21 protein-coding genes and 1 tRNA gene are annotated in these 19,060 nt (G+C 37.8%); 9 read left to right on the top strand and 13 right to left on the bottom strand.

Going from position 1 to position 19,060, the window contains the following annotated elements; all coding sequences use genetic code 11:
- Nucleotides 1–91: 91 nt before the first annotated feature.
- The 5 genes from AAKU52_RS04625 to AAKU52_RS04605 are packed head-to-tail and all read right to left on the bottom strand — an operon-like array spanning nucleotide 92 to nucleotide 2,161.
- Nucleotides 92–799, bottom strand: a complete 708-nt coding sequence (locus AAKU52_RS04625; protein WP_354330723.1) for a DUF5712 family protein — start codon at nucleotides 797–799, stop codon at nucleotides 92–94.
- Nucleotides 800–813: 14 nt separating this feature from the next.
- Nucleotides 814–1,365 (bottom strand): BfmA/BtgA family mobilization protein, encoded by a 552-nt coding sequence (locus AAKU52_RS04620; protein ID WP_354330721.1) that lies wholly within the window; start codon nucleotides 1,363–1,365, stop codon nucleotides 814–816.
- A 29-nt stretch (nucleotides 1,366–1,394) separates the two neighbouring features.
- Nucleotides 1,395–1,595: a hypothetical protein gene (locus AAKU52_RS04615; RefSeq protein WP_354330719.1), complete on the bottom strand. Its 201-nt coding sequence runs from the start codon at nucleotides 1,593–1,595 to the stop codon at nucleotides 1,395–1,397.
- A 6-nt stretch (nucleotides 1,596–1,601) separates the two neighbouring features.
- Entirely contained in the window at nucleotides 1,602–1,886 is a 285-nt protein-coding gene (locus AAKU52_RS04610; RefSeq protein ID WP_354330717.1) for a hypothetical protein, read from the bottom strand.
- An 11-nt stretch (nucleotides 1,887–1,897) separates the two neighbouring features.
- Nucleotides 1,898–2,161 carry a helix-turn-helix domain-containing protein gene (locus tag AAKU52_RS04605; RefSeq protein ID WP_354330715.1) on the bottom strand — a complete coding sequence of 88 codons (264 nt, stop codon included), beginning with the start codon at nucleotides 2,159–2,161 and terminating at the stop codon, nucleotides 1,898–1,900.
- 483 nt (nucleotides 2,162–2,644) lie between these two features.
- Between AAKU52_RS04605 and AAKU52_RS04600 the strand changes: the two genes are divergently transcribed.
- Nucleotides 2,645–3,616 carry a hypothetical protein gene (locus AAKU52_RS04600; protein ID WP_354330713.1) on the top strand — a complete coding sequence of 324 codons (972 nt, stop codon included), beginning with the start codon at nucleotides 2,645–2,647 and terminating at the stop codon, nucleotides 3,614–3,616.
- On the opposite strand, the gene AAKU52_RS04595 is transcribed toward AAKU52_RS04600, so the two are convergent.
- The 5 genes from AAKU52_RS04595 to AAKU52_RS04575 form a co-directional block, all read right to left on the bottom strand.
- On the bottom strand, nucleotides 3,563–4,153 hold the full coding sequence (locus AAKU52_RS04595; protein ID WP_354330711.1) for an ORF6N domain-containing protein: 591 nt from the start codon (nucleotides 4,151–4,153) through the stop codon (nucleotides 3,563–3,565). The two genes, AAKU52_RS04600 and AAKU52_RS04595, sit on opposite strands and share 54 nt — an antisense overlap.
- An 82-nt stretch (nucleotides 4,154–4,235) precedes the next feature.
- Entirely contained in the window at nucleotides 4,236–5,453 is a 1,218-nt protein-coding gene (locus AAKU52_RS04590; protein ID WP_354330709.1) for a site-specific integrase, read from the bottom strand.
- A 316-nt stretch (nucleotides 5,454–5,769) separates the two neighbouring features.
- Nucleotides 5,770–5,860 (bottom strand) — tRNA-Ser (locus tag AAKU52_RS04585).
- A gap of 46 nt (nucleotides 5,861–5,906) precedes the next feature.
- Complete coding sequence (pyk, locus tag AAKU52_RS04580; RefSeq protein ID WP_354330707.1) at nucleotides 5,907–7,337, bottom strand: pyruvate kinase; 1,431 nt, start codon at nucleotides 7,335–7,337, stop codon at nucleotides 5,907–5,909.
- 133 nt (nucleotides 7,338–7,470) lie between these two features.
- Nucleotides 7,471–7,890, bottom strand: coding sequence for an IPExxxVDY family protein (locus tag AAKU52_RS04575; protein WP_354330705.1), 420 nt, complete (start codon nucleotides 7,888–7,890; stop codon nucleotides 7,471–7,473).
- 157 nt (nucleotides 7,891–8,047) lie between these two features.
- Here AAKU52_RS04575 and AAKU52_RS04570 point away from each other — a divergent pair, with 157 nt between their 5' ends.
- Genes AAKU52_RS04570 through rnc form a run of 3 tightly spaced genes read left to right on the top strand, consistent with a single transcriptional unit; the run spans nucleotide 8,048 to nucleotide 10,322 of the window.
- Nucleotides 8,048–8,284: an acyl carrier protein gene (locus AAKU52_RS04570; RefSeq protein ID WP_031266521.1), complete on the top strand. Its 237-nt coding sequence runs from the start codon at nucleotides 8,048–8,050 to the stop codon at nucleotides 8,282–8,284.
- Between the two features lie 28 nt (nucleotides 8,285–8,312).
- Nucleotides 8,313–9,566 (top strand): beta-ketoacyl-ACP synthase II, encoded by a 1,254-nt coding sequence (gene fabF / locus AAKU52_RS04565; RefSeq protein ID WP_354330701.1) that lies wholly within the window; start codon nucleotides 8,313–8,315, stop codon nucleotides 9,564–9,566.
- A gap of 27 nt (nucleotides 9,567–9,593) precedes the next feature.
- Nucleotides 9,594–10,322, top strand: coding sequence for a ribonuclease III (gene rnc, locus AAKU52_RS04560; RefSeq protein WP_354330698.1), 729 nt, complete (start codon nucleotides 9,594–9,596; stop codon nucleotides 10,320–10,322).
- A gap of 2 nt (nucleotides 10,323–10,324) precedes the next feature.
- Here the strand turns inward: rnc and AAKU52_RS04555 are convergent, their stop codons facing one another.
- Nucleotides 10,325–11,044: a hypothetical protein gene (locus AAKU52_RS04555; RefSeq protein WP_354330697.1), complete on the bottom strand. Its 720-nt coding sequence runs from the start codon at nucleotides 11,042–11,044 to the stop codon at nucleotides 10,325–10,327.
- 197 nt (nucleotides 11,045–11,241) lie between these two features.
- Here AAKU52_RS04555 and AAKU52_RS04550 point away from each other — a divergent pair, with 197 nt between their 5' ends.
- From AAKU52_RS04550 to nadD, 3 genes are read left to right on the top strand one after another with little or no spacing between them, the layout of a single operon-like run.
- Nucleotides 11,242–12,105: a YicC/YloC family endoribonuclease gene (locus AAKU52_RS04550; protein WP_354330739.1), complete on the top strand. Its 864-nt coding sequence runs from the start codon at nucleotides 11,242–11,244 to the stop codon at nucleotides 12,103–12,105.
- A gap of 16 nt (nucleotides 12,106–12,121) precedes the next feature.
- Nucleotides 12,122–12,691 carry a guanylate kinase gene (gmk, locus tag AAKU52_RS04545; protein WP_354330737.1) on the top strand — a complete coding sequence of 190 codons (570 nt, stop codon included), beginning with the start codon at nucleotides 12,122–12,124 and terminating at the stop codon, nucleotides 12,689–12,691.
- Nucleotides 12,692–12,697: 6 nt separating this feature from the next.
- Nucleotides 12,698–13,270, top strand: a complete 573-nt coding sequence (gene nadD / locus AAKU52_RS04540; RefSeq protein WP_354330695.1) for a nicotinate (nicotinamide) nucleotide adenylyltransferase — start codon at nucleotides 12,698–12,700, stop codon at nucleotides 13,268–13,270.
- An 11-nt stretch (nucleotides 13,271–13,281) separates the two neighbouring features.
- On the opposite strand, the gene AAKU52_RS04535 is transcribed toward nadD, so the two are convergent.
- Nucleotides 13,282–13,998 carry an SAM-dependent methyltransferase gene (locus AAKU52_RS04535; RefSeq protein ID WP_354330693.1) on the bottom strand — a complete coding sequence of 239 codons (717 nt, stop codon included), beginning with the start codon at nucleotides 13,996–13,998 and terminating at the stop codon, nucleotides 13,282–13,284.
- A 305-nt stretch (nucleotides 13,999–14,303) separates the two neighbouring features.
- Between AAKU52_RS04535 and AAKU52_RS04530 the strand changes: the two genes are divergently transcribed.
- Nucleotides 14,304–15,788 (top strand): DUF6600 domain-containing protein, encoded by a 1,485-nt coding sequence (locus tag AAKU52_RS04530; RefSeq protein WP_354330690.1) that lies wholly within the window; start codon nucleotides 14,304–14,306, stop codon nucleotides 15,786–15,788.
- A gap of 105 nt (nucleotides 15,789–15,893) precedes the next feature.
- Nucleotides 15,894–17,474: a peptide chain release factor 3 gene (locus tag AAKU52_RS04525; protein ID WP_354330688.1), complete on the top strand. Its 1,581-nt coding sequence runs from the start codon at nucleotides 15,894–15,896 to the stop codon at nucleotides 17,472–17,474.
- Nucleotides 17,475–17,790: 316 nt separating this feature from the next.
- Here the strand turns inward: AAKU52_RS04525 and AAKU52_RS04520 are convergent, their stop codons facing one another.
- On the bottom strand, nucleotides 17,791–19,044 hold the full coding sequence (locus tag AAKU52_RS04520; protein WP_354330686.1) for a pyridoxal phosphate-dependent aminotransferase: 1,254 nt from the start codon (nucleotides 19,042–19,044) through the stop codon (nucleotides 17,791–17,793).
- Nucleotides 19,045–19,060 lie beyond the last annotated feature (16 nt).

Raw genomic sequence — 19,060 nt, 5'->3', positions numbered from 1 at the left:
TTCGACACTTTTGGTCAAAAAAACCCAAAACTAAAAAAACAAAAAATCCAAAAAGTTAATATAATTCTGACTTGTTGCTTTTGCAACGGTCTTATTCCTGTATACTTCCTTTCTTTCGAGTATTGGCATACCGGAAAGTATCGCTAAGTTCCCGCTCAAAGCTAAATTTCTGATCAAATAATCGTTCTCCCGAATTTTTAAACGCTGAACGATCAAACTGCCCGACCTTTTTAGAATGCTCCGCATTGCTTCCCCTCGAATTGTTCATCGGGCTTAGCTTGATCTTATTGGTTGCATCCTTCCGGCTTACGATTATCTGAACGTGCATTTGATCTCCCTCTTTCCGTTCGCCCCGTTTTTTGATCCCTTGCTTTACTTCCGGGTCGTGGTGGTTGTAATACCTATGGTTTTCCAGTTTGCCGAACCAAATCAGGTCTTTACCGCTTTCAATTCCCGGACGCTTAAAGTTGCGGGCGTATTCATCCATTATCGTTTTGGCGTAGGCTTTCAATTGTTCTTTTGCTTCTTCGCCGTATAACTCTTTTAGGTGGCTGATTTCCTTTTGACTTGGGCTGATATTAAGTAGGAAGAACTTAGCATCTATCTTTCCAAGCTTTGCTACGTTGCTATCTAAGGTGTTCCTGACTTCGTAAGCTTGAATAGTGTCCTGTCCGTTACTGAACCAATGCTCAGGCGCTTTTTCCTTATCCAGACGGTTCTCTTTTTCAAGGTAATGAACCAGACCTGCGCTGCTCCCTTTATTGCTGGCTGTCTCGCTGTCGGTGATATTTATGTACATGACTGTGTTTCTTATTAGAGATTACTGACTTGCTGTTTTGTCTCCTGTACCAGTTCTTCCTTCTCTTTGGCCGAAGTCATCAGTCCGAACTGGTCCCTTGTCTTAATATAAGTGTTCAGGATATACAGGAATTTCTGTTTCAGCTTTTCCTTGATCTCCAGTTTTTCTGCGATAATCCTTATCACTTTATCTGTTTCTGCGAATTTCTGTATCTGGGTTTCCTGCCTGTTTAGCAGGTTGTCGTTTGCATTAAGTACCTGTTCGTTAAAACAGTTCAGCACTTTCCTTTGGCTTTCGATCATCCTGTCTATCTCTGTTTTGATGGGGATCAAAAGATCTTGCTCCTGTGTCCGGATGAATTTGATATAGGTCTTATGATTATCGGCAAGGGTATTCTTTAATAGCTCATCGTTTATATCTTTTGGGTCTTTCTTAGTCCTGTAGAAATAATCTACCATTTGCATAAACAGCTGTATCTGGGTTCGTCCATGTTTTAATGCGAGCTTTTGAAGTTTCTGGTGAACGCTTAGTGGAAAGCGGATCGATTTTTCCTCTGATGTTTTCATAGGCTTGTTTTTTATTGCTTGGTATACTCTCAGGTATACCGTTTTTGTTCTTTCAGGGCTTTCAAGGCGGTAAAATATACCCGGAGTATACTTAATAGTGGCTTTCCCTGCGTAGCAGGCAAGCAAGTCGGGCTCTGCCCGACTTCCGCTTGCTCCTTTTCCTTTAGGGGGAAAAGGACACCACTCTCTACTACAGGCAGTGCTGAAATGCGCCTAACCGGGATCTTCATCGCATTCTAAAGAATTAATGATACTGTGCTTGCCCGAAATGGATCATAGGAGGGCTGATAAATGATGTATCCATAATTTACCAAATCCCGGATACACTTATGGTAAGTGGCGATGGACCTGATACGGGAAAAGTGCATGAGCTTTTTACGTGTTATCTGAAAGCTGCTTTCTGGTTTGTGTTCAGGACTGGAATAGAATATCGCCATAAACAGGCTGATGTGCGAGGGCAGCAAACGGCTATCGCAAGCCGCTTTTTTTAAAAAATTGTCTGCCGGATATGATAGTTTCATAATTAAAGAATTTATTGATGATTTTCTAATACTTTCATTATATCTGTATACCTGTAATATAAAATGCTGCCTACTTTAGTATAGGTCAGCGTACCATTAATCTGCAGATTTTGCAGAGTACCCGGAGAAATGTTTAATAGTTTACGGACTTCTGCGCTTTTGAGCCATTGCCTGGTCTGCATATCCTGCGGATGAATAAGTGTTTTAATTTCCTGCATAAGGTCTTTCTTAAAGTCCTCCAGGTCTGCTTTGGTTAATAACTGAAATGTTTCCATATAATTTATATTTAATACGAAGTTGACGGTAAGCGCAGAAAAAAACTCACACCTATCACACACCTTGTGTGATATTTATTTCAGTATCTGCCATTAATACTAATTTGTAAGGTTTTCCCTTTGCTTTCATACTTCTGACTTACCGTTAGTGATTTTTTCAAATTAAAGACGACCTTATCCTTTCAATTGGGTAATGCTGGGAAGTACGTAAAGATTATTACCCAACAAAGTCCACTTTGATATTAATGATCAAAATTGCATGTAGTCCACTCAATTGTTTAACACCTTGATAAGATGGTGTTATATTTTGTCCAGCAAAACTTAATTAATTGTTGATAGGGTAAATTTCAAAAGCTTAGTCTGTCCTAAGTCGCAAGTAAAACGGAACGTGCGTCAAATTTTCAACATTTCAAAAAAGGCTTGACATTCCGGGTATCTTTGATATATTATTTATTAGTAAAACTCCTAATAGCTACGCGGGATATGGGACAAATAGACTTAATTGAAAAAAAGGCTCTGAAAAATGATTTTTCAGGATCAGAGGATGTCATTAGCTATTTAGATCAAAATATAAGCAAGTTTAATAGGCATTTTAAAAACATAAAAGAGCTCCTGTTTGAACAGGCCATTGACAAAAACTATAATGAAGCTTTCTGGAACTTTGTTGAAATATTCGATGGTGTGCCATTAATGGCTACCAAGCTCAATAAGGATATGGGTATAATAAGGGCGAGGCCCAATTATAATGGAGAAATATTTACTAACCAATCAGAGATTTCTTACAATCGTGACCCAAGTAAGATTAACGCGGGTAGATTTAATGCTCCTGGGATACCAATATTTTACGGTTCATTGCCTGTTCCGAATAACGGACTGAATTTTAGTTTTACAGGATGCCTCGAAAGCTGTAAGGCGCTTATTTCCCAAACAGATCCTGCGGAATTACAGGATATGACAATAGGATTATGGCGATTAAACAGAGTTTTTCCGGTAGTTAATTTATGTTTTGATGAAAAACATCTAAGAACAAATCCTGAACTGAGCAATGCCACATATTCTTATCTGTCAGATTTGAAAAAGAATTATTCAAAAGAAGCATTTGAATTTATATTTAATTTCCTGCGTTATTTTTCTCAACTATCCAGAATGAACATGGCACATAATGAGTGTTATTATATCTTAAGTGCATTATATGAAGCAATTCGATATTATTTTACGGAGGTTAAAAGAGTTCCATTCACCGGAATAATCTTTCCAAGCTGTGCTACTGAAGGCATTGGTCTTAATACGGCTTTAGTTCCGCCTGCCGTTGATAACTGTTTAGACCCAAAACAAGTAGTTATGTACCGTTTTATTTTGGATCGGAGTAATAACGAGTATAATTCAATGCCTTGCAGTGATTTAGTGGATGTAATAGATGGGAACTTTAATATCACTAATTACATTAACAATTAGATTATTATAAATCATCAGATTTAAAACCTTTATTTTCCTTGGTTTGGGTTCTACTTTTCGGTCGATCAGTTCATCCAGGTAGCGGAAAACAACTTCCATATTTTTGTCCTGGTTGTCTAGTTTCGTTTTGATCTTTTCAATTTCCAATCTCAATTCCGTATTGTCCACGAATAGTTGGCGGATGCGGGTAAATATTCGGATGATCTGTATATTTACTTTAATTGCCCTGTTGCTGTTTAATACGCTGGATAACATGGATACGCCCTGCTCTGTGAATGCCATTGGAAGGTACTTCGCGTGTTCACCCCGTTTTAAGGTGCCATTTTGGCTCCTTAAAGAATGATATTCTTCAGGAGCCAGCTCAAACATGAAGTCTTCAGGAAAACGTTCTGCATTTCGTCTTACTTGTCTTTTAAGCTGCTTGGTTTCTACCTCATAAAGTGCCGCCAGATCAGTATCTAACATCACTTTTTGACCACGGATATAATAGATCTGGTTCATTATTGTCTCATTAGGAATTGTCAGTTCTCCCGTCATCTTAGTATCGATTATATTTTAAAACTTAATAATAACATTTTAAACTTGATGTCGCAATTTGCGACATCAAGTTGTTGACTAGTTACTCAATAGCAAATTTCTGCCTTAATAAAGCCATATCGGCACCGACCTTAATATCCAGTATCTTGGCATAATGCTGGGTGGTCTTAATATTGGTATGGCCTAACATTTTGCTCACGCTCTCAATAGGTACGCCATTTAAAAGTGTTACCGTAGTGGCAAACGTATGGCGCGCAATATGAAAGGTCAGGTCCTTATTAATGCTGCAAATGTCTGCGATCTCCTTGAGATAAGCATTCATTTTTTGATTAGATGATACCGGGAAGGCGGTATCGTTATTACTGCAAACAGGATGATCTTTATATTTATTCAGCAGGCTTAACGCCGCTGGCAATAACGGTACACGAGTGGGAGTAGAAGTCTTTTGTCTTTTAGTGAATATCCACATACCATCGTCTACACCTTTTACTATCTCTGTTCTTTTGAGTTTTTTAACATCAGCATACGCAAGTCCTGTATAACAGCTAAACAGGAAAATATCTCTGACCTGACCAATCCTGTTGGTAGCAAATACCTTGTCAGTAATCGACTGCAATTCTTCCTGATTTAAAAATACCCGGTCAACTTGCTTAACCTTCGCTTTATAATTAACAAAGGGATCTTTTGTAATCCATCCGCTCGCCAAACATATGCGAATAATCTTTTTAAAGTTCTTAATGTATTTAACGGCTGAATTATTGGCACATTTCCGCTCTGTACGCAAGTAAAACTCATAATTGGTAACAAAGTCATGATCGATCCTTTTTATGTCCATATCTGGCTTTTTATATTTCCATTCCAAAAAATCCTTTGTATGCTTTAGCGAAGTTTCATATCGCTGCAGTGTGCCCGCGGCATATTCAGCGCCTACCAAAGCTGCTACCTTTCGATTATGTTCTGCAAATATTTCAAGGAGCATCAGGGGTTTCTCCACCTTGCCCATGAATACTTCTTTAATGCTTTCTGCTGTAATATCAGCGTCTGCATTATCTAAGAACTCGCAGGCATCATAGACTTTGGTTTGAAGGTTGTCCAGGTAAGCATTAAATGACCTGACCTTTTCTCTTGTCCCTTTAGCCCGGCCTGCGCCGACGCTCCATTCCGTTGGCTCGCATTCCCTGCTTGTAGCGACTTCCGAACGTTTCCCGTCTACGGTTATGCGCATGTAAACCGGAATAGGGCCTTTTTGATAGTTTTTTGGTCTCTTTAAATAAAAGAGTAAGCTGAAATTGGTTTTCATAATGTTTTAACATTAAAAAGTGAAACAACCCCAGACCCGATTTTCGGGACGGGAGCTGCACCGCCATTAAAAACAATTAATTAGACGATGCAAATTTAGCTTTGCAGATACAATAAGTCAAGATGTTTAGTTATTGAACAAGTTGTATGTCAATAACTTACGAGCAATTCGGTGAGTAAACTGGAACCTTAAAATCTACTCACCGAATCACTCACCTTTTTGGTGGGAAAACGTGAATAAATTGGGGTTTTGACTAAAACACAAAAGCCTTCAATCATTTGATTTGCAGGCTTTTAGTTGATTTTGATATTGAAACTGGCGGAGAGAGAGGGATTCGAACCCTCGATACCCTTTTGAGGTACACACGCTTTCCAAGCGTGCTCCTTCAGCCACTCGGACACCTCTCCTTTTCAGGAATGCAAAAGTATAAAAATTTTTGATTCCTGAGCTATGTTATTCAATAACTGTAATTTTTAACATGTTTGTCTTTCCTTTACGCTCCATTGGAACGGCAGCAGTATTGATGATGACATCACCTGTCTTAATCAGTTTCATTTCTTTCAACAAATTATTTACATCCTGAATCGTATCATCAGTACTATCAAATTTATCATAATAAAAACCTTGAACACCCCACACTAAACTTAACGTATTCAACAGATTGACGTTACTGGTAAAAATATAAGTTAACGCTTTTGGCCTGTGACTAGAAATTTGATATGCCGTATAACCACTTACAGTCATCGATACAATACCAACAGCATTGGTTTGTTTAGAAAGGAAAGCAGCAGTATCGCAAATAGCATCACTTAAAAAGCTTTCTGAACCTTGAATTAAATGTTTTTCCGGATGGAAAGGATAGTCGTTGGTTTCAATATTCTGAATGATTTTTTGCATCGTTTCAATAACGATCAGCGGAAACTCACCAACAGAGGTTTCCCCACTTAACATCACCGCATCTGCACCATCAAGTACCGAGTTGGCCACATCATTAACTTCTGCACGTGTTGGTCTAGGCGTTGTAATCATACTCTCCAACATTTGAGTAGCAATAATTACAGGCTTTGACGCTGCTCTACATTTGTTAACGATCATTTTTTGCAATAATGGAACTTCTTCCATTGGCATCTCTACCCCAAGATCACCACGAGCAACCATAATACCATCTGAAACGGCAATAATTTCATCAATATTGGCAATAGCTTCAGGCTTTTCAATTTTAGCAATAACCTTTGCTGTTTTACCTCTTTGTTTAATGATTTCCTTCAACTCAACAATATCCGCTGCATTCCGAACAAAAGAAAGTCCGATCCACTCCACATCATTTTTAAGCACAAACTCAAGGTTATCGCGATCTTCAGGAGTTAAAGATGGTATAGAAACTTTGGTATTAGGTAAATTAACACCTTTTCTGGAAGTAAGAATACCGCCATGAACAATTTCACAAATTACTTCGTCACTATAATTGGTTTCAATAACTCGCATTTGGAGTTTTCCATCATCTAAAAGGATAATCTCTCCAGCTTTTACATCATTAGGAAAAGTACTGTAAGTAATGTAAATACGCTCTTCATTACCAATGCATTCTTTAGTGGTTAGTATAATCTTAGTTCCATTAACTAAGTGTACACCACCATCTTTCACCATTCCAATGCGTATTTTTGGGCCTTGTAAATCGGCCAAAATACCAACATTATAGTTGTGTTTTTTGTTAAGGTCGCGAATGGTATTTAAAACTTCCTGGTGATCAGACTGTGAACCATGAGAGAAATTAAGTCTGCAGACATCTAAACCTGCATTAAACATACTAAATAAAACTTCTGGTTTTGCTGAGGCCGGTCCTAATGTGGCAACTATTTTCGTTCTTGAATGAAAAGGTTTCATTTTTTTACAATTATTTATAACTAACAGAGAATTTTTAAGAATAATTTCTATCCTAGGATAATCAGTTAATTTTGTTATTAAAAAATATTATAAAACCAAATATAGTGTATTTAATACACCTACAATGTAAAAATTATATAATCAAATTCTCCCTCGACTTCAATTTGATGGGATCAACTCTTACAGCCGCCTGAATATCAGTTAGTTTCCTTAACCCTGTCAAAATATAATTAAGGTCTTCATTATCCAAATATTGATGAATCACCATAAAAAAATCCACCTTATTCATCTCAGGAATCAAAAACCCTTCTGGATTTCTGTTGTTTATGATAAAATACTCATTATCGCCTTCTTCTAAATAAAAAAAATATTTGGAAAAAGAGAGCGGTGGTTCGTCAATATTGAAATAAACCTGGTGATCAGCGACTTTTTCAAAATTAAAATTAAGCCTGGTATTTATGTGGTGACAAAGCACATAATCCTTTAAGGATGCGGTGATTGCGAGTAAAATAAAATCAAAATTTAAGGAAAGTTTGAGGTAAGTTTTGTTCAAAACAGTTTCTTTATTTTAAGATACGAAATTATAAAAGTAATTTTACATTACAGTTCAAAAAAAATCATTAAAATTGATAGTGAAATAAAACATTTGAATTGTGTTAGAATTTATTTTTCTTTGCACTGAATTATTTACTTATTAAAATTATAACATTATGTCTGATATTGCTTCAAGAGTTAAGGCTATTATCGTTGAAAAATTAGGTGTTGATGAGAGCGAGGTTACCCCCGAAGCTTCATTTACAAACGACTTAGGTGCGGATTCTTTGGATACCGTGGAACTTATCATGGAATTCGAAAAAGAATTCAATGTTGCAATTCCAGATGATCAAGCTGAGACCATCGGTACAGTAGGTCAAGCAGTTGCTTATCTAGAGAAAAACGTAAAGTAAACATACGGTCTCCGTATAATCCGTATAAATGGAATTAAAAAGAGTAGTAGTTACAGGTTTAGGTGCGCTCACTCCTATTGGCAATACCGTCCCAGAGTTTTGGGACGGTTTACTAAACGGTGTGAGCGGCGCTGCGCCTATTACAAGTTTTGACGTCACAAAGTTCAAAACCAAGTTTGCATGTGAGTTGAAGAATTTCAATCCTGAAGATTTCATGGATAGAAAAGAAGCCCGCAAACTAGATCAATTTGTTCAATATGCTATAGCGTCTACAGCTGAGGCTGTTAAAGATGGCAATTTCGATTTTACCCAATTGGATACCAATCGTATTGGTGTGATCTGGGGCTCGGGTATTGGTGGCATAAAGACCTTTATGGAAGAAATGAGGAATTTTTTCTCTGGCGATGGTACGCCAAGATTTAACCCATTCTTTATTCCAAAATTGATTATTGATATTGTTTCAGGACATATCTCCATCAAATATGGCTTAAGAGGCCCTAATTTTGCTACCGTTTCTGCCTGTGCTTCTTCAACGAATGCTATGATCGATGCTTATAATTACATTCGTCTTAATATGGCAGATGTTATTATCAGCGGCGGATCTGAAGCCATCATCAATGAAGCTGGTATTGGCGGTTTCAATGCCATGCATGCCCTTTCTACGCGTAATGATGACCCAGCTACTGCTTCCAGACCTTTCGATAAAGACCGTGATGGTTTTGTTGCTGGTGAAGGTGCAGGTACCATCATTTTTGAAGAACTGGAACATGCTAAAAAGCGTGGTGCCAAAATCTATGCGGAAATTGTTGGTGGCGGAATGAGTGCTGATGCAAATCACATTACAGCTCCTCATCCTCAAGGGTTAGGTGCTAAAATGGTGATGACAAATGCCTTGAATGATGCGAAAATGTCTGCTGCAGATATTGATTACATCAATGTTCACGGTACTTCAACTCCATTAGGTGATGTATCTGAAACTCAAGCAATCGTAGATCTTTTCGGTGTAGATGCTTATAAGTTAAACATCAGTTCTACAAAATCTATGACAGGACACTTATTGGGTGCTGCAGGTGCAGTAGAAGCAATAGCTTCCATTCTTGCTATTAAAAACGATATTATTCCTCCAACAATCAATCACTTTACAGACGATCCTCAATTTGATCCTAAATTGAATTTCACTTTTAATAAAGCTGAAAAACGAATTGTCCGTGCTGCATTGAGTAATACTTTTGGTTTTGGTGGACATAATGCATCTGTGATTTTCAAAAAGTACGAGGAATAGAAAAAGAAAAGTGATGTTTGAATTTTAATGCCATTATTTAAATTATATAAGCTCCATTTATCACCAGATAGGGAGTTTATAAAAAAGCTAAAAAACATTTTAGGCTTTGTGCCAGGTAATGCCGTTTTATATAAAATGGCATTCAGGCATCGGTCTGTAGCAAAACTGCTGAAAAATGGCAGTAAAAGTAGTAACGAAAGACTTGAATTTCTTGGCGATGCCATATTAGGCTCCGTTATTGCAGAATTGCTTTTTAAAAGTTATCCCTACAAGGATGAAGGTTTCCTCACCGAAATGCGTTCTAAAATTGTTAACAGGGCTAATTTAAATCAACTTGCCCGTAAAATGGGCTTCGACCAGCTTATTGTTTTTGACCAAAAAATGGTCAATGCCCAAACTAAACATCACTCCATGCTTGGTGATGCTTTTGAAGCCCTTATTGGTGCCGTTTACCTCGATAAAGGTTATAATTTCACTAAAGATTTCCTCCTAAAACGGATTGTTAAGCCTTATATTGACATCCATACACTAGAATTGACAGAAACCAATTTCAAAAGCAAGTTAATTGAATGGTGTCAAAGACAGGGAAAAGACATCACTTTTGAAATTATTGAAAATAGTGAAGGCGACAGTCCTAAACTCTTCACCATCCAGGCAGTTATTGATGGCGAAAGCTTCGGAATAGGAAAAGATTACAATAAAAAGAACGCTGAAAAGATAGCTGCAGAAAAAACCTGCGAAGCACTTTCTATATAAAATTACTTTTTAAGCGTGCTCATTTTGTACTTTTCATAAGAATCCTTGATGTATTTAATGGCGTCGTATTCATTCCATTTTTTCACCACTTCGTAATCAGGACGGTAGTTTAACATAAATTCTTCCAGCTCTTTATCCTTTAAATCAGTATGCTTCTGAATCTTTGACTCATTAAAAAAGCCATCTATTTCAGTTTGTCGAAGCTCTGAAGTGTAATATTTCCCAAATCGTCTTGCATTTTTAGGCGTACGGCCAAATAACTCATAAATGGCTGTCAAGGGAGTGAAAACATAGGAAAGCAAGGGTGGCTTACCTGCATAATATGATCCTTTATTTCTAAATTCCTGTTTAATGTCATTCATTTCCTGCTTTTTAGTTTGGCCATAAATATTAACCTGGCTAAGGGTCGTACTACCTTTAATTAAATGAACTAAAATATCCTTTTCTGATACTACCACCACCTGTACATCTAAATAATCCTGCTTAAAAATCTGCAGCGTATCTCCGATTACTGCCCTGATCTGAAACAAACCAAAGTCATTGCTATTCACACTAATAATGGTGGTTTTATTAAAAACAACAGCATTAGTAATCCGTGTAGGTGTTCCTTTTTCCATCACGACCCCCTTTATGATCCCATTTTCTTGAGCAGAAGCCCCGAAAAAACAGGTCATTAGACACAACAAGTGCAGGATAAAAATATATTTAAGCTTTAATTTCATTGGTTTTAATTTAGGGGTATTGAACTTTGCATCAATACACGATTCAAAGTTCAAAAATTATTTTTCACAAATTTAGTCATTGTTATTAAGGCTGCGTGTTAAAAAAAGTTAATTGGCTTAAGGATGTTAAAACTATTTAATACCCATAGTTTTCAACCATTAAACAATATATTATATCTTTGCACATGATAAAATCAATGACAGGCTTTGGCCTGGCTTCTACAGATCATGAAAATGTTAAATTTTCAGTAGAGATCAAATCTTTAAACAGTAAGTTCTTGGAACTGAATTTAAAGCTTCCCAGAGCGTACAGCGACAAGGAGTTATTTTTACGAAACCTGTGCAGTAAAGATATTGAACGCGGAAAAGTAGGCGTAACCATTAACATGGAACGTACCGATGAGCAGCAAAAAGGTGCACAAATTAACGCAGAACTTTTAAAAAAATATTACAATCAGCTAGCTGTAATAAATGAAGAGCTCGGTGCAAATTCAAGCAACCTATTGCAAACTGCCTTAAATTTTCCTGACGTAATTAGTTATACTGAAGAGGATAGCAATGAAAATGACTGGATAGTTTTACACCAAACGTTTTTAAATGCTTTAGGAAACTTTAACCAGTTTAGGTTAACCGAAGGCAATGTTTTAAATGAAGACCTGGAATTGCGCATTAAAAACATCCTTAAATTATTTGCCAAGGTGGAGGTTTTAGCACCTTTAAGAATCCCTCAGGTAAAAGCAAGGCTAAATCAATTTTTAGAAGAAAACCTAGTTAAAATCAATATTGATCAAAATCGTCTTGAACAAGAATTGATCTATTATATCGACAAATTAGATATTACTGAAGAACGGATCCGGTTAAAAAGTCATTGCGATTATTTCATGGAAACCCTTAAAGGTAAAGATGCCAACGGTAAAAAATTAGGTTTTATTTCTCAGGAAATAGGCAGAGAAATCAATACCATGGGTGCAAAAGCAAATGATGCACAAATACAACAGTTGGTGGTTGGCATGAAAGAAGAACTAGAAAAAATTAAAGAACAACTGCTAAACGTTTTATAGCAGTATGGATACAACAATGAAACAAGGTAAACTCATTATATTTTCGGCACCATCTGGAGCCGGAAAAACAACAATAGTAAAACATTTACTTCAAAAATATCCTTTTTTGAGTTTCTCCATCTCGGCCACTACACGCGAAGCAAGAGGTGATGAAGAACATGAAAAAGATTACTATTTTATTTCTAAAGAGGCTTTCCTTCATAAAGTTGCCCGTCAGGAATTTGTAGAATTTGAAGAAGTATACAATGGAACTTTCTATGGAACTCTGCGTTCAGAAATTCAGCGTATCTGGAATGAAGGTAAGCATGTTATTTTTGACATCGATGTAGAAGGCGGTCTTCGTTTAAAAAGAAAATACGAAGAAAATGCCTTGGCAATATTTGTTCAGCCGCCCTCTTTAGAAGTTTTAAAAGAACGCTTAACTGGTCGTGGTACTGATAGCTTGGCCAAATTAAAAGAACGCTTTATTAAAGCAGAAAAAGAACTACAATACGCAGATAAGTTTGATGTGATCTTGAAAAATTATGACCTTGATGTTGCATGCCAGGAAGCTGAGCGATTGATCGATAACTTTATTAAAGAATAACCAAGCATGAAAACAGGGCTGTTTTTTGGTTCTTTCAATCCCATACACCTGGGGCACCTCATCATAGCCAATTATATGGCAAACTATACTGAACTAGATGAAGTTTGGATGGTCGTGTCGCCACACAATCCTTTTAAAAACAAAAAAGGTTTATCAAATAGTTATGACCGACTGGAAATGGTTAGGCTTGCAACGGAGAATTCGTTACAACTTAAAGTGAGCGACATTGAATTTAGCCTGCCACAGCCCTCTTATACCATTGATACCCTTACTTTTTTAGAAGAGAAATATCCAAATAAGGAGTTTGCCATCATTATGGGGGCAGATAACCTTGCTTCCTTTAAGAAATGGAAAAATTATGAGGTGATTTTAAAAAACTACGAAATTTATGTCTACCCAAGGCCGGGTATAAGTGTAGAGGAATGGAAAAACCATACCTCTATTATCTTGACAGAAACGCCTCAAATGGACATCTCTTCTACTTTTATCCGTAAATCCATTAAGGATAAAAAGAATATCCAATATTTTGTTCCCGATCACGTTATTGCTTTCATCGAAGGAAAAAGCATGTACCGCTGATCGGGATCATACTATTGAAACAAGCGGTATAAAAGAAAAATAGCTGGTTTTTTATGTAGATCTAACCTTTCCTCGCGCCATTGTGCAACAGAAAGAGTTTTTACATATTCATCTGCCGAAGTAAGGTTACAAGCAATACACAACAATGTTTGTGGCGCCGCATTCTTCAATACATCTTCTAAAAGAGAATTATTTCTGAAAGGTGTTTCCATAAACATTTGCGTTTGTTTATTCTTTTCCGCTAATTGTTCGAGTTCTTTAATGCGTTTGCCACGTTCTACTTTATCTATTGGCAGGTAACCGTGAAAAGTAAAACTTTGTCCGTTAAAACCTGAAGCCATTAAAGCCAGAATAATTGAATTTGGCCCTACCATTGGCACAACAGTAATTCCACGGCGATGCGCTTCTGCAACAATATCTGCTCCTGGATCTGCAATACCCGGACAACCGGCCTCGCTCATTAAACCAACATTTTTACCGCTCATTAACTCTTTGAAAAACGGAACCAATGAGGCTGTACGTTTATGTTTGCCATAATCATGAATAACCAATTCACTTTGTGGCAGTTTTAAACCTGCTTCTTTTAAAAATTTACGTGCTGTTTTTTCGTTTTCTACAATATAGGTGTCAATAGCATTAATGGTTTCCACCAAATAAGGGGTAAAAGTTTTTGTGGCCGCATTTTCTGCTAAAGGAACTGGAACTAAATATAAGGTGCCTTTTTTCATTAGTATATTTATGTTTTTTAACGGTGATGAAGCTTTTATTGATTGCTTGTTTTTTGTAAGCTGATGCTTTCACGATACAAAAGAAGATAATAATAATGGGTAAAAAGAAGGCTGTTTGTTTTTTATTCCATTATTCCCCAAATTGTATTTTAATGTATACAAATATTTACCTGCCGATAAAAGCTTCCAGAGAATATAATTAGGCCTTTTTATTGTTTTGAAATGTAATATTTCAGCTGTAAATTAAACCATTGTTTATTTTGGAACTCTTATTGAATATAAATGATTAGGTTATACACACAGCTATGAAAAAATTGTTCAAACTCCCGGTATTCATGTTAGGACTTATACTCCTCCTGACCGGATCAGCACTTAAAGTACAAGCGCAAGATGATGACATCTCGCTACAAACCTTTTACGATGAACTCTCTCCTTACGGTACCTGGATAAATGATTCTCAATATGGATATGTATGGCGACCTGATGTAGATCAGCAAGATTTCAGACCATATTATAATGATGGCAGATGGGTGATGACCGAATACGGTAACACTTGGGTTTCTGATTATGATTGGGGATGGGCACCTTTCCACTATGGCAGATGGGTTAACAACCGCTATAATGATTGGGTTTGGATTCCTGATACTACCTGGGGCCCTGCATGGGTAAGCTGGAGAAGTGGTGGTGGTTATTACGGCTGGGCACCTTTAGGTCCAGGCATTAACATCAACATTAACTTGGGGGGTGGTTATCGCATTCCAAACTCTTGGTGGGTATTTGTGCCCCAAAGAAATATTTATTATGATAGGTTCCCAAGCTACCGCAGCTACAGAAATGTAACGATCATCAATAACACGACCATTATTAATTACACAGGCCAACGCAATAGAAATACTTATTTTACTGGTCCTAGACGTGATGATATCAGACGTGCCACTAACCGTGATGTGAATGTTTATCAATTAAACCGCACAGACAGGTCTGGAAGGTCTACTATTTCTAATAATACCGTAAATATTTACAACCCAAGATCGAACCGAAATAAGGATAACAGAAATGCTGCACCAAGAAAGGTTAGTTCTGAAAGTGAATATACTGCAAGCCGTAACAACCGGACGAATAACAGCAGTAATAACCAGAGCCGTTCCGCCAGAGGGGATGTTTCAGCACCCGCCAACCAGACCGGTAGAACAAGTGAACGCAGCAGCAATACACAGCGTAACAATGTGGAAAGTAACAGGGCCACAGGCGTAACCTCTAGTAGAACAACCCGTCAGGATGGTTCTACTGCAACTCCATCTCAAAGAAGCGAAGCACAGCGTACACAACGCGAACAGGCACAGGTACAACAACAGGAACGTGCGCAGAGTCAAGAGCGACAAGCTCAACAAAGACCGGCGCAGGGCCGCCAGCAACAAGCACAGGCTCAACAACAAGAGCGTGTAGAGAGCCAACAACGACAAGCACAACAACAAGAGCAATCAAACGCTCGTCAACAACAACAGCGTTCACAAAATGAATCCCGTCAACAACAACAAGCCCAAGCACAGCAACAAGCCCAGGCTCAACAACAAGAGCGTGCAGAGAGCCAACAACGACAAGCACCACAACAACAAGAGCAATCAAACGCTCGTCAACAACAGCAGCGGTCACAAAATGAATCCCGTCAGCAACAACAACAACAAAGACAGGAGCGGGTACAACAAAGTGCCCCTTCAAGAAGCAATGAAAGCCGCGGAAATAGTCAACCACAAAGCAGCAGCAGAACCTCGAGAGACGGCAGAGGATAACTAGAGCATTATTTAAAAGAAAAACCGGTCGTAAATGGCCGGTTTTTCTTTTGTATTTTATATTTATCTTTGCAGCTTCATTCAAGCACATACGCTTAAATCTTTATGATCCACCCAGAAATAGAAAAAAGAAAAACATTTGCCATTATAAGTCACCCGGATGCTGGTAAAACCACACTAACTGAAAAGTTCTTACTTTTTGGTGGTGCCATTAATACCGCAGGTGCGGTAAAACGGAATAAAGCTAATCAAAGTAATACTTCAGATTTTATGGAGATTGAGAAGCAGCGTGGTATATCTGTTGCAACTTCGGTAATGGGCTTTGAATACAATGGCAAGCGTATTAATATATTGGATACCCCTGGTCACAAGGATTTTGCCGAAGATACCTACAGAACTTTATCTGCAGTGGATAGTGTTATCCTGGTGGTCGACTGTGTAAAAGGTGTAGAGGAACAGACTGAAAAACTGATGGCTGTTTGTCGCATGCGCAATACTCCGGTCATTATTTTCATCAACAAAATGGACCGGGAAGGTAAGGATGCTTTCGACTTACTGGATGAAATTGAACAGAAATTAAACATCAGTCTCTGCCCATTATCCTGGCCTATTGGTCAAGGGCATACATTTAAGGGCGTATACAGCATTTATAACAAACACTTAAACCTGTTTGAGCCTGATAAGACTAAAATCAGCGCCAACGTAATTGAGGTTAATGACCTGAACGATAAAAACCTGGAGAAATTTTTAAAGGTAAAAGAACTCGAAGAACTTAAAGGAGACCTGGAGTTGGTAAATGGCGTTTATGGCGATTTAGATCAAAGTATGTATACCGAAGGTTTGTTGGCTCCAGTATTTTTTGGTAGCGCCATAAATAACTTTGGTATAAAAGAATTGCTAGATACCTTTATTAAAATTGCCCCAAGCCCTAGAAGCCGTGAAGCGGAGCAAAGAGAAATATTAGTTGGGGAGAAAGCCTTTACAGGCTTTGTATTTAAAATACATGCCAATTTAGACCCCAAGCACCGAGATAGAATTGCCTTTTTAAGGGTTTGTTCTGGCAAATTTGAACGCAATAAGTTTTACTTCCATACCCGCCAGAATAAAAAACTGAAATTTTCCAACCCAATGGATTTTATGGCCAATGAAAAAAGTATTGTCGAAGAAGCATGGCCTGGTGATGTTGTCGGTTTATACGATAGTGGGAACTTTAAAATCGGCGACACACTAACTGAAGGCGAGATGTTAAAGTTTAAAGGCATTCCAAGCTTCTCTCCTGAGATATTTAAGGAAGTTGAGAATAGAGACCCTCTAAAAACGAAACAACTGGAGAAAGGTATACAGCAGCTTACAGAGGAAGGCGTTGCCCAGCTATTTACGCAGCAACCAGGAAACAGAAAGATAATTGGTGCGGTTGGTGAACTTCAGTTTGAAGTTATTGCTTTTAGATTAGAGCATGAATATGGTGCTAAAGCATTTTTTAGAACGCTAAGCTATACCAGATCAAACTGGGTTACTTCAAAAGACAAGAAAAAACTGGAAGAGTTTGTGAAACGTAAACAATTACATGTAGGCCAAGATAAAGATGGTCATCCTGTTTTTCTGGCAGATAATGAGTTTATGATCAACATGACACAACGTGATTATCCGGAAATTGAATTCCATAAAACATCAGAATTCAAATAAGAAAGTAATGATAACAAAGGCCGCGAAAACTTCTTCATTTATGAATTTATTTCAAAAAAGACTTAGCTGTATTTAACAAACAGTAAGGGCTGTAAATATATGATTTACAGCCCTTACTGTTTGTTCACAGCATCCAGTCAGGCTTTCATAAACCACAACTAAACTTTCAATAACCATTGCCCTTTACCTCACCCTCCTTTCATCCGCACCTCCGCCGCACCTCGTACCGAATTTCCGCAACGAGGTCCGAATCAGGTCGCTACCAGGTCGCAAGTAGGTAGCCACTAAACATTAGCCAAACTAAAGTTAATAACGACTATTTCAACTGACTTAAAGCCATTTTAATTCTTGGCATCATTGCTTTAATATCTGCTAAAGTACAAGCTCCCACAGAAGCCCTGAACCAAGCCATATTGTCATCATTACCAAAAGCAGAGAAAGGAACCAATGCAGCACCTGCCGCTTTAATAAGGTAAAAATTCACATCAGCACTATCTTTCAGCAAATCACCATCAGGAGTGGTTTTACCGATATAGTCAATTTTTAAAGTCAGGTAGATTGCACCCATGGGCTCAATAGCATCCACCGCAAAACCTTCCTTTTTTAAATTCTGGAAACCATTATAAATCTCATTCAGACTTAACTGGATCTGATTTTTAAAACGGCTCAAAAATTCGTCAACCTGCTTAGAGTTCTTGAAGTATTTAGCTACCGCTACCTGTTCTGCTCTTGGAGCCCAGGCACCCATGTGGCCTAAAATAGCTTTCATTTTGCTCATAACAGCATCTGGCCCAAAGCCCCAGCCTACCCTTACCCCTGTTGCAGCAACACATTTAGATATCCCATCAATAAAGATCACATAATCTTTTAACGCTGGCCTTAAGCTCACCGGATTGATGTGTTCTTTACCGAAAGTTAATAAAGAGTAAATCTGATCGTACATGATGTACAAAGGCTTCTCTCCCGCAGGTCTGGATTTGTTTTCTTCTAACACTAAATCGCAGATTTCTGCCAGTTGCTCTTCAGAAAACATAGTCCCTGTGGGGTTCAACGGCGAACAAAGTGCCAATAAAGTCGCTCCTTTAAGATGTGGTTTAATTTGCGATGCCACCGGCATGAAGTTGTTTTCCTCTAGGCTTTCAATGGTTATTCCCACTGCGGAAGTTAAATGACAGTAGTGGTTATTGTTCCATGAAGGTGCAGGAAAAATAACTTTATCCCCTGGATCAATAAGCGCCAGGAATGTAGAATAAATTAAAGGACGGGAACCCGCAGAGATTAAAATTTCTTTTGGCGTGTAGCTTAAATTAAAACGATCTTTTAACAGGTCAGACACCACTTCGCGCAAATGTAAAATACCATCTGCAGGCGGATAATTAGTCTGGTGATCATTATAAGCAGCAATAATTTCAGTCTTTAATTCTTCTGGTATGGGGAAAATGGCAGGATTAAAATCACCTATAGTCAGGTTTGCAATTTCTGCACCCTTACTTTTTAACTCGTTCACCTCATTACCTATTTTAATGATTTCAGAGCCAATAATCGCGCTTGCTAATACGGATACATTCATTTTATTAATTTATATG

This window comes from Pedobacter sp. CG_S7, assembly GCF_040544395.1.
Classification (GTDB): Bacteria; Bacteroidota; Bacteroidia; order Sphingobacteriales; family Sphingobacteriaceae; genus Pedobacter.
This window is presented reverse-complemented; position numbering and strand designations above follow the sequence as displayed.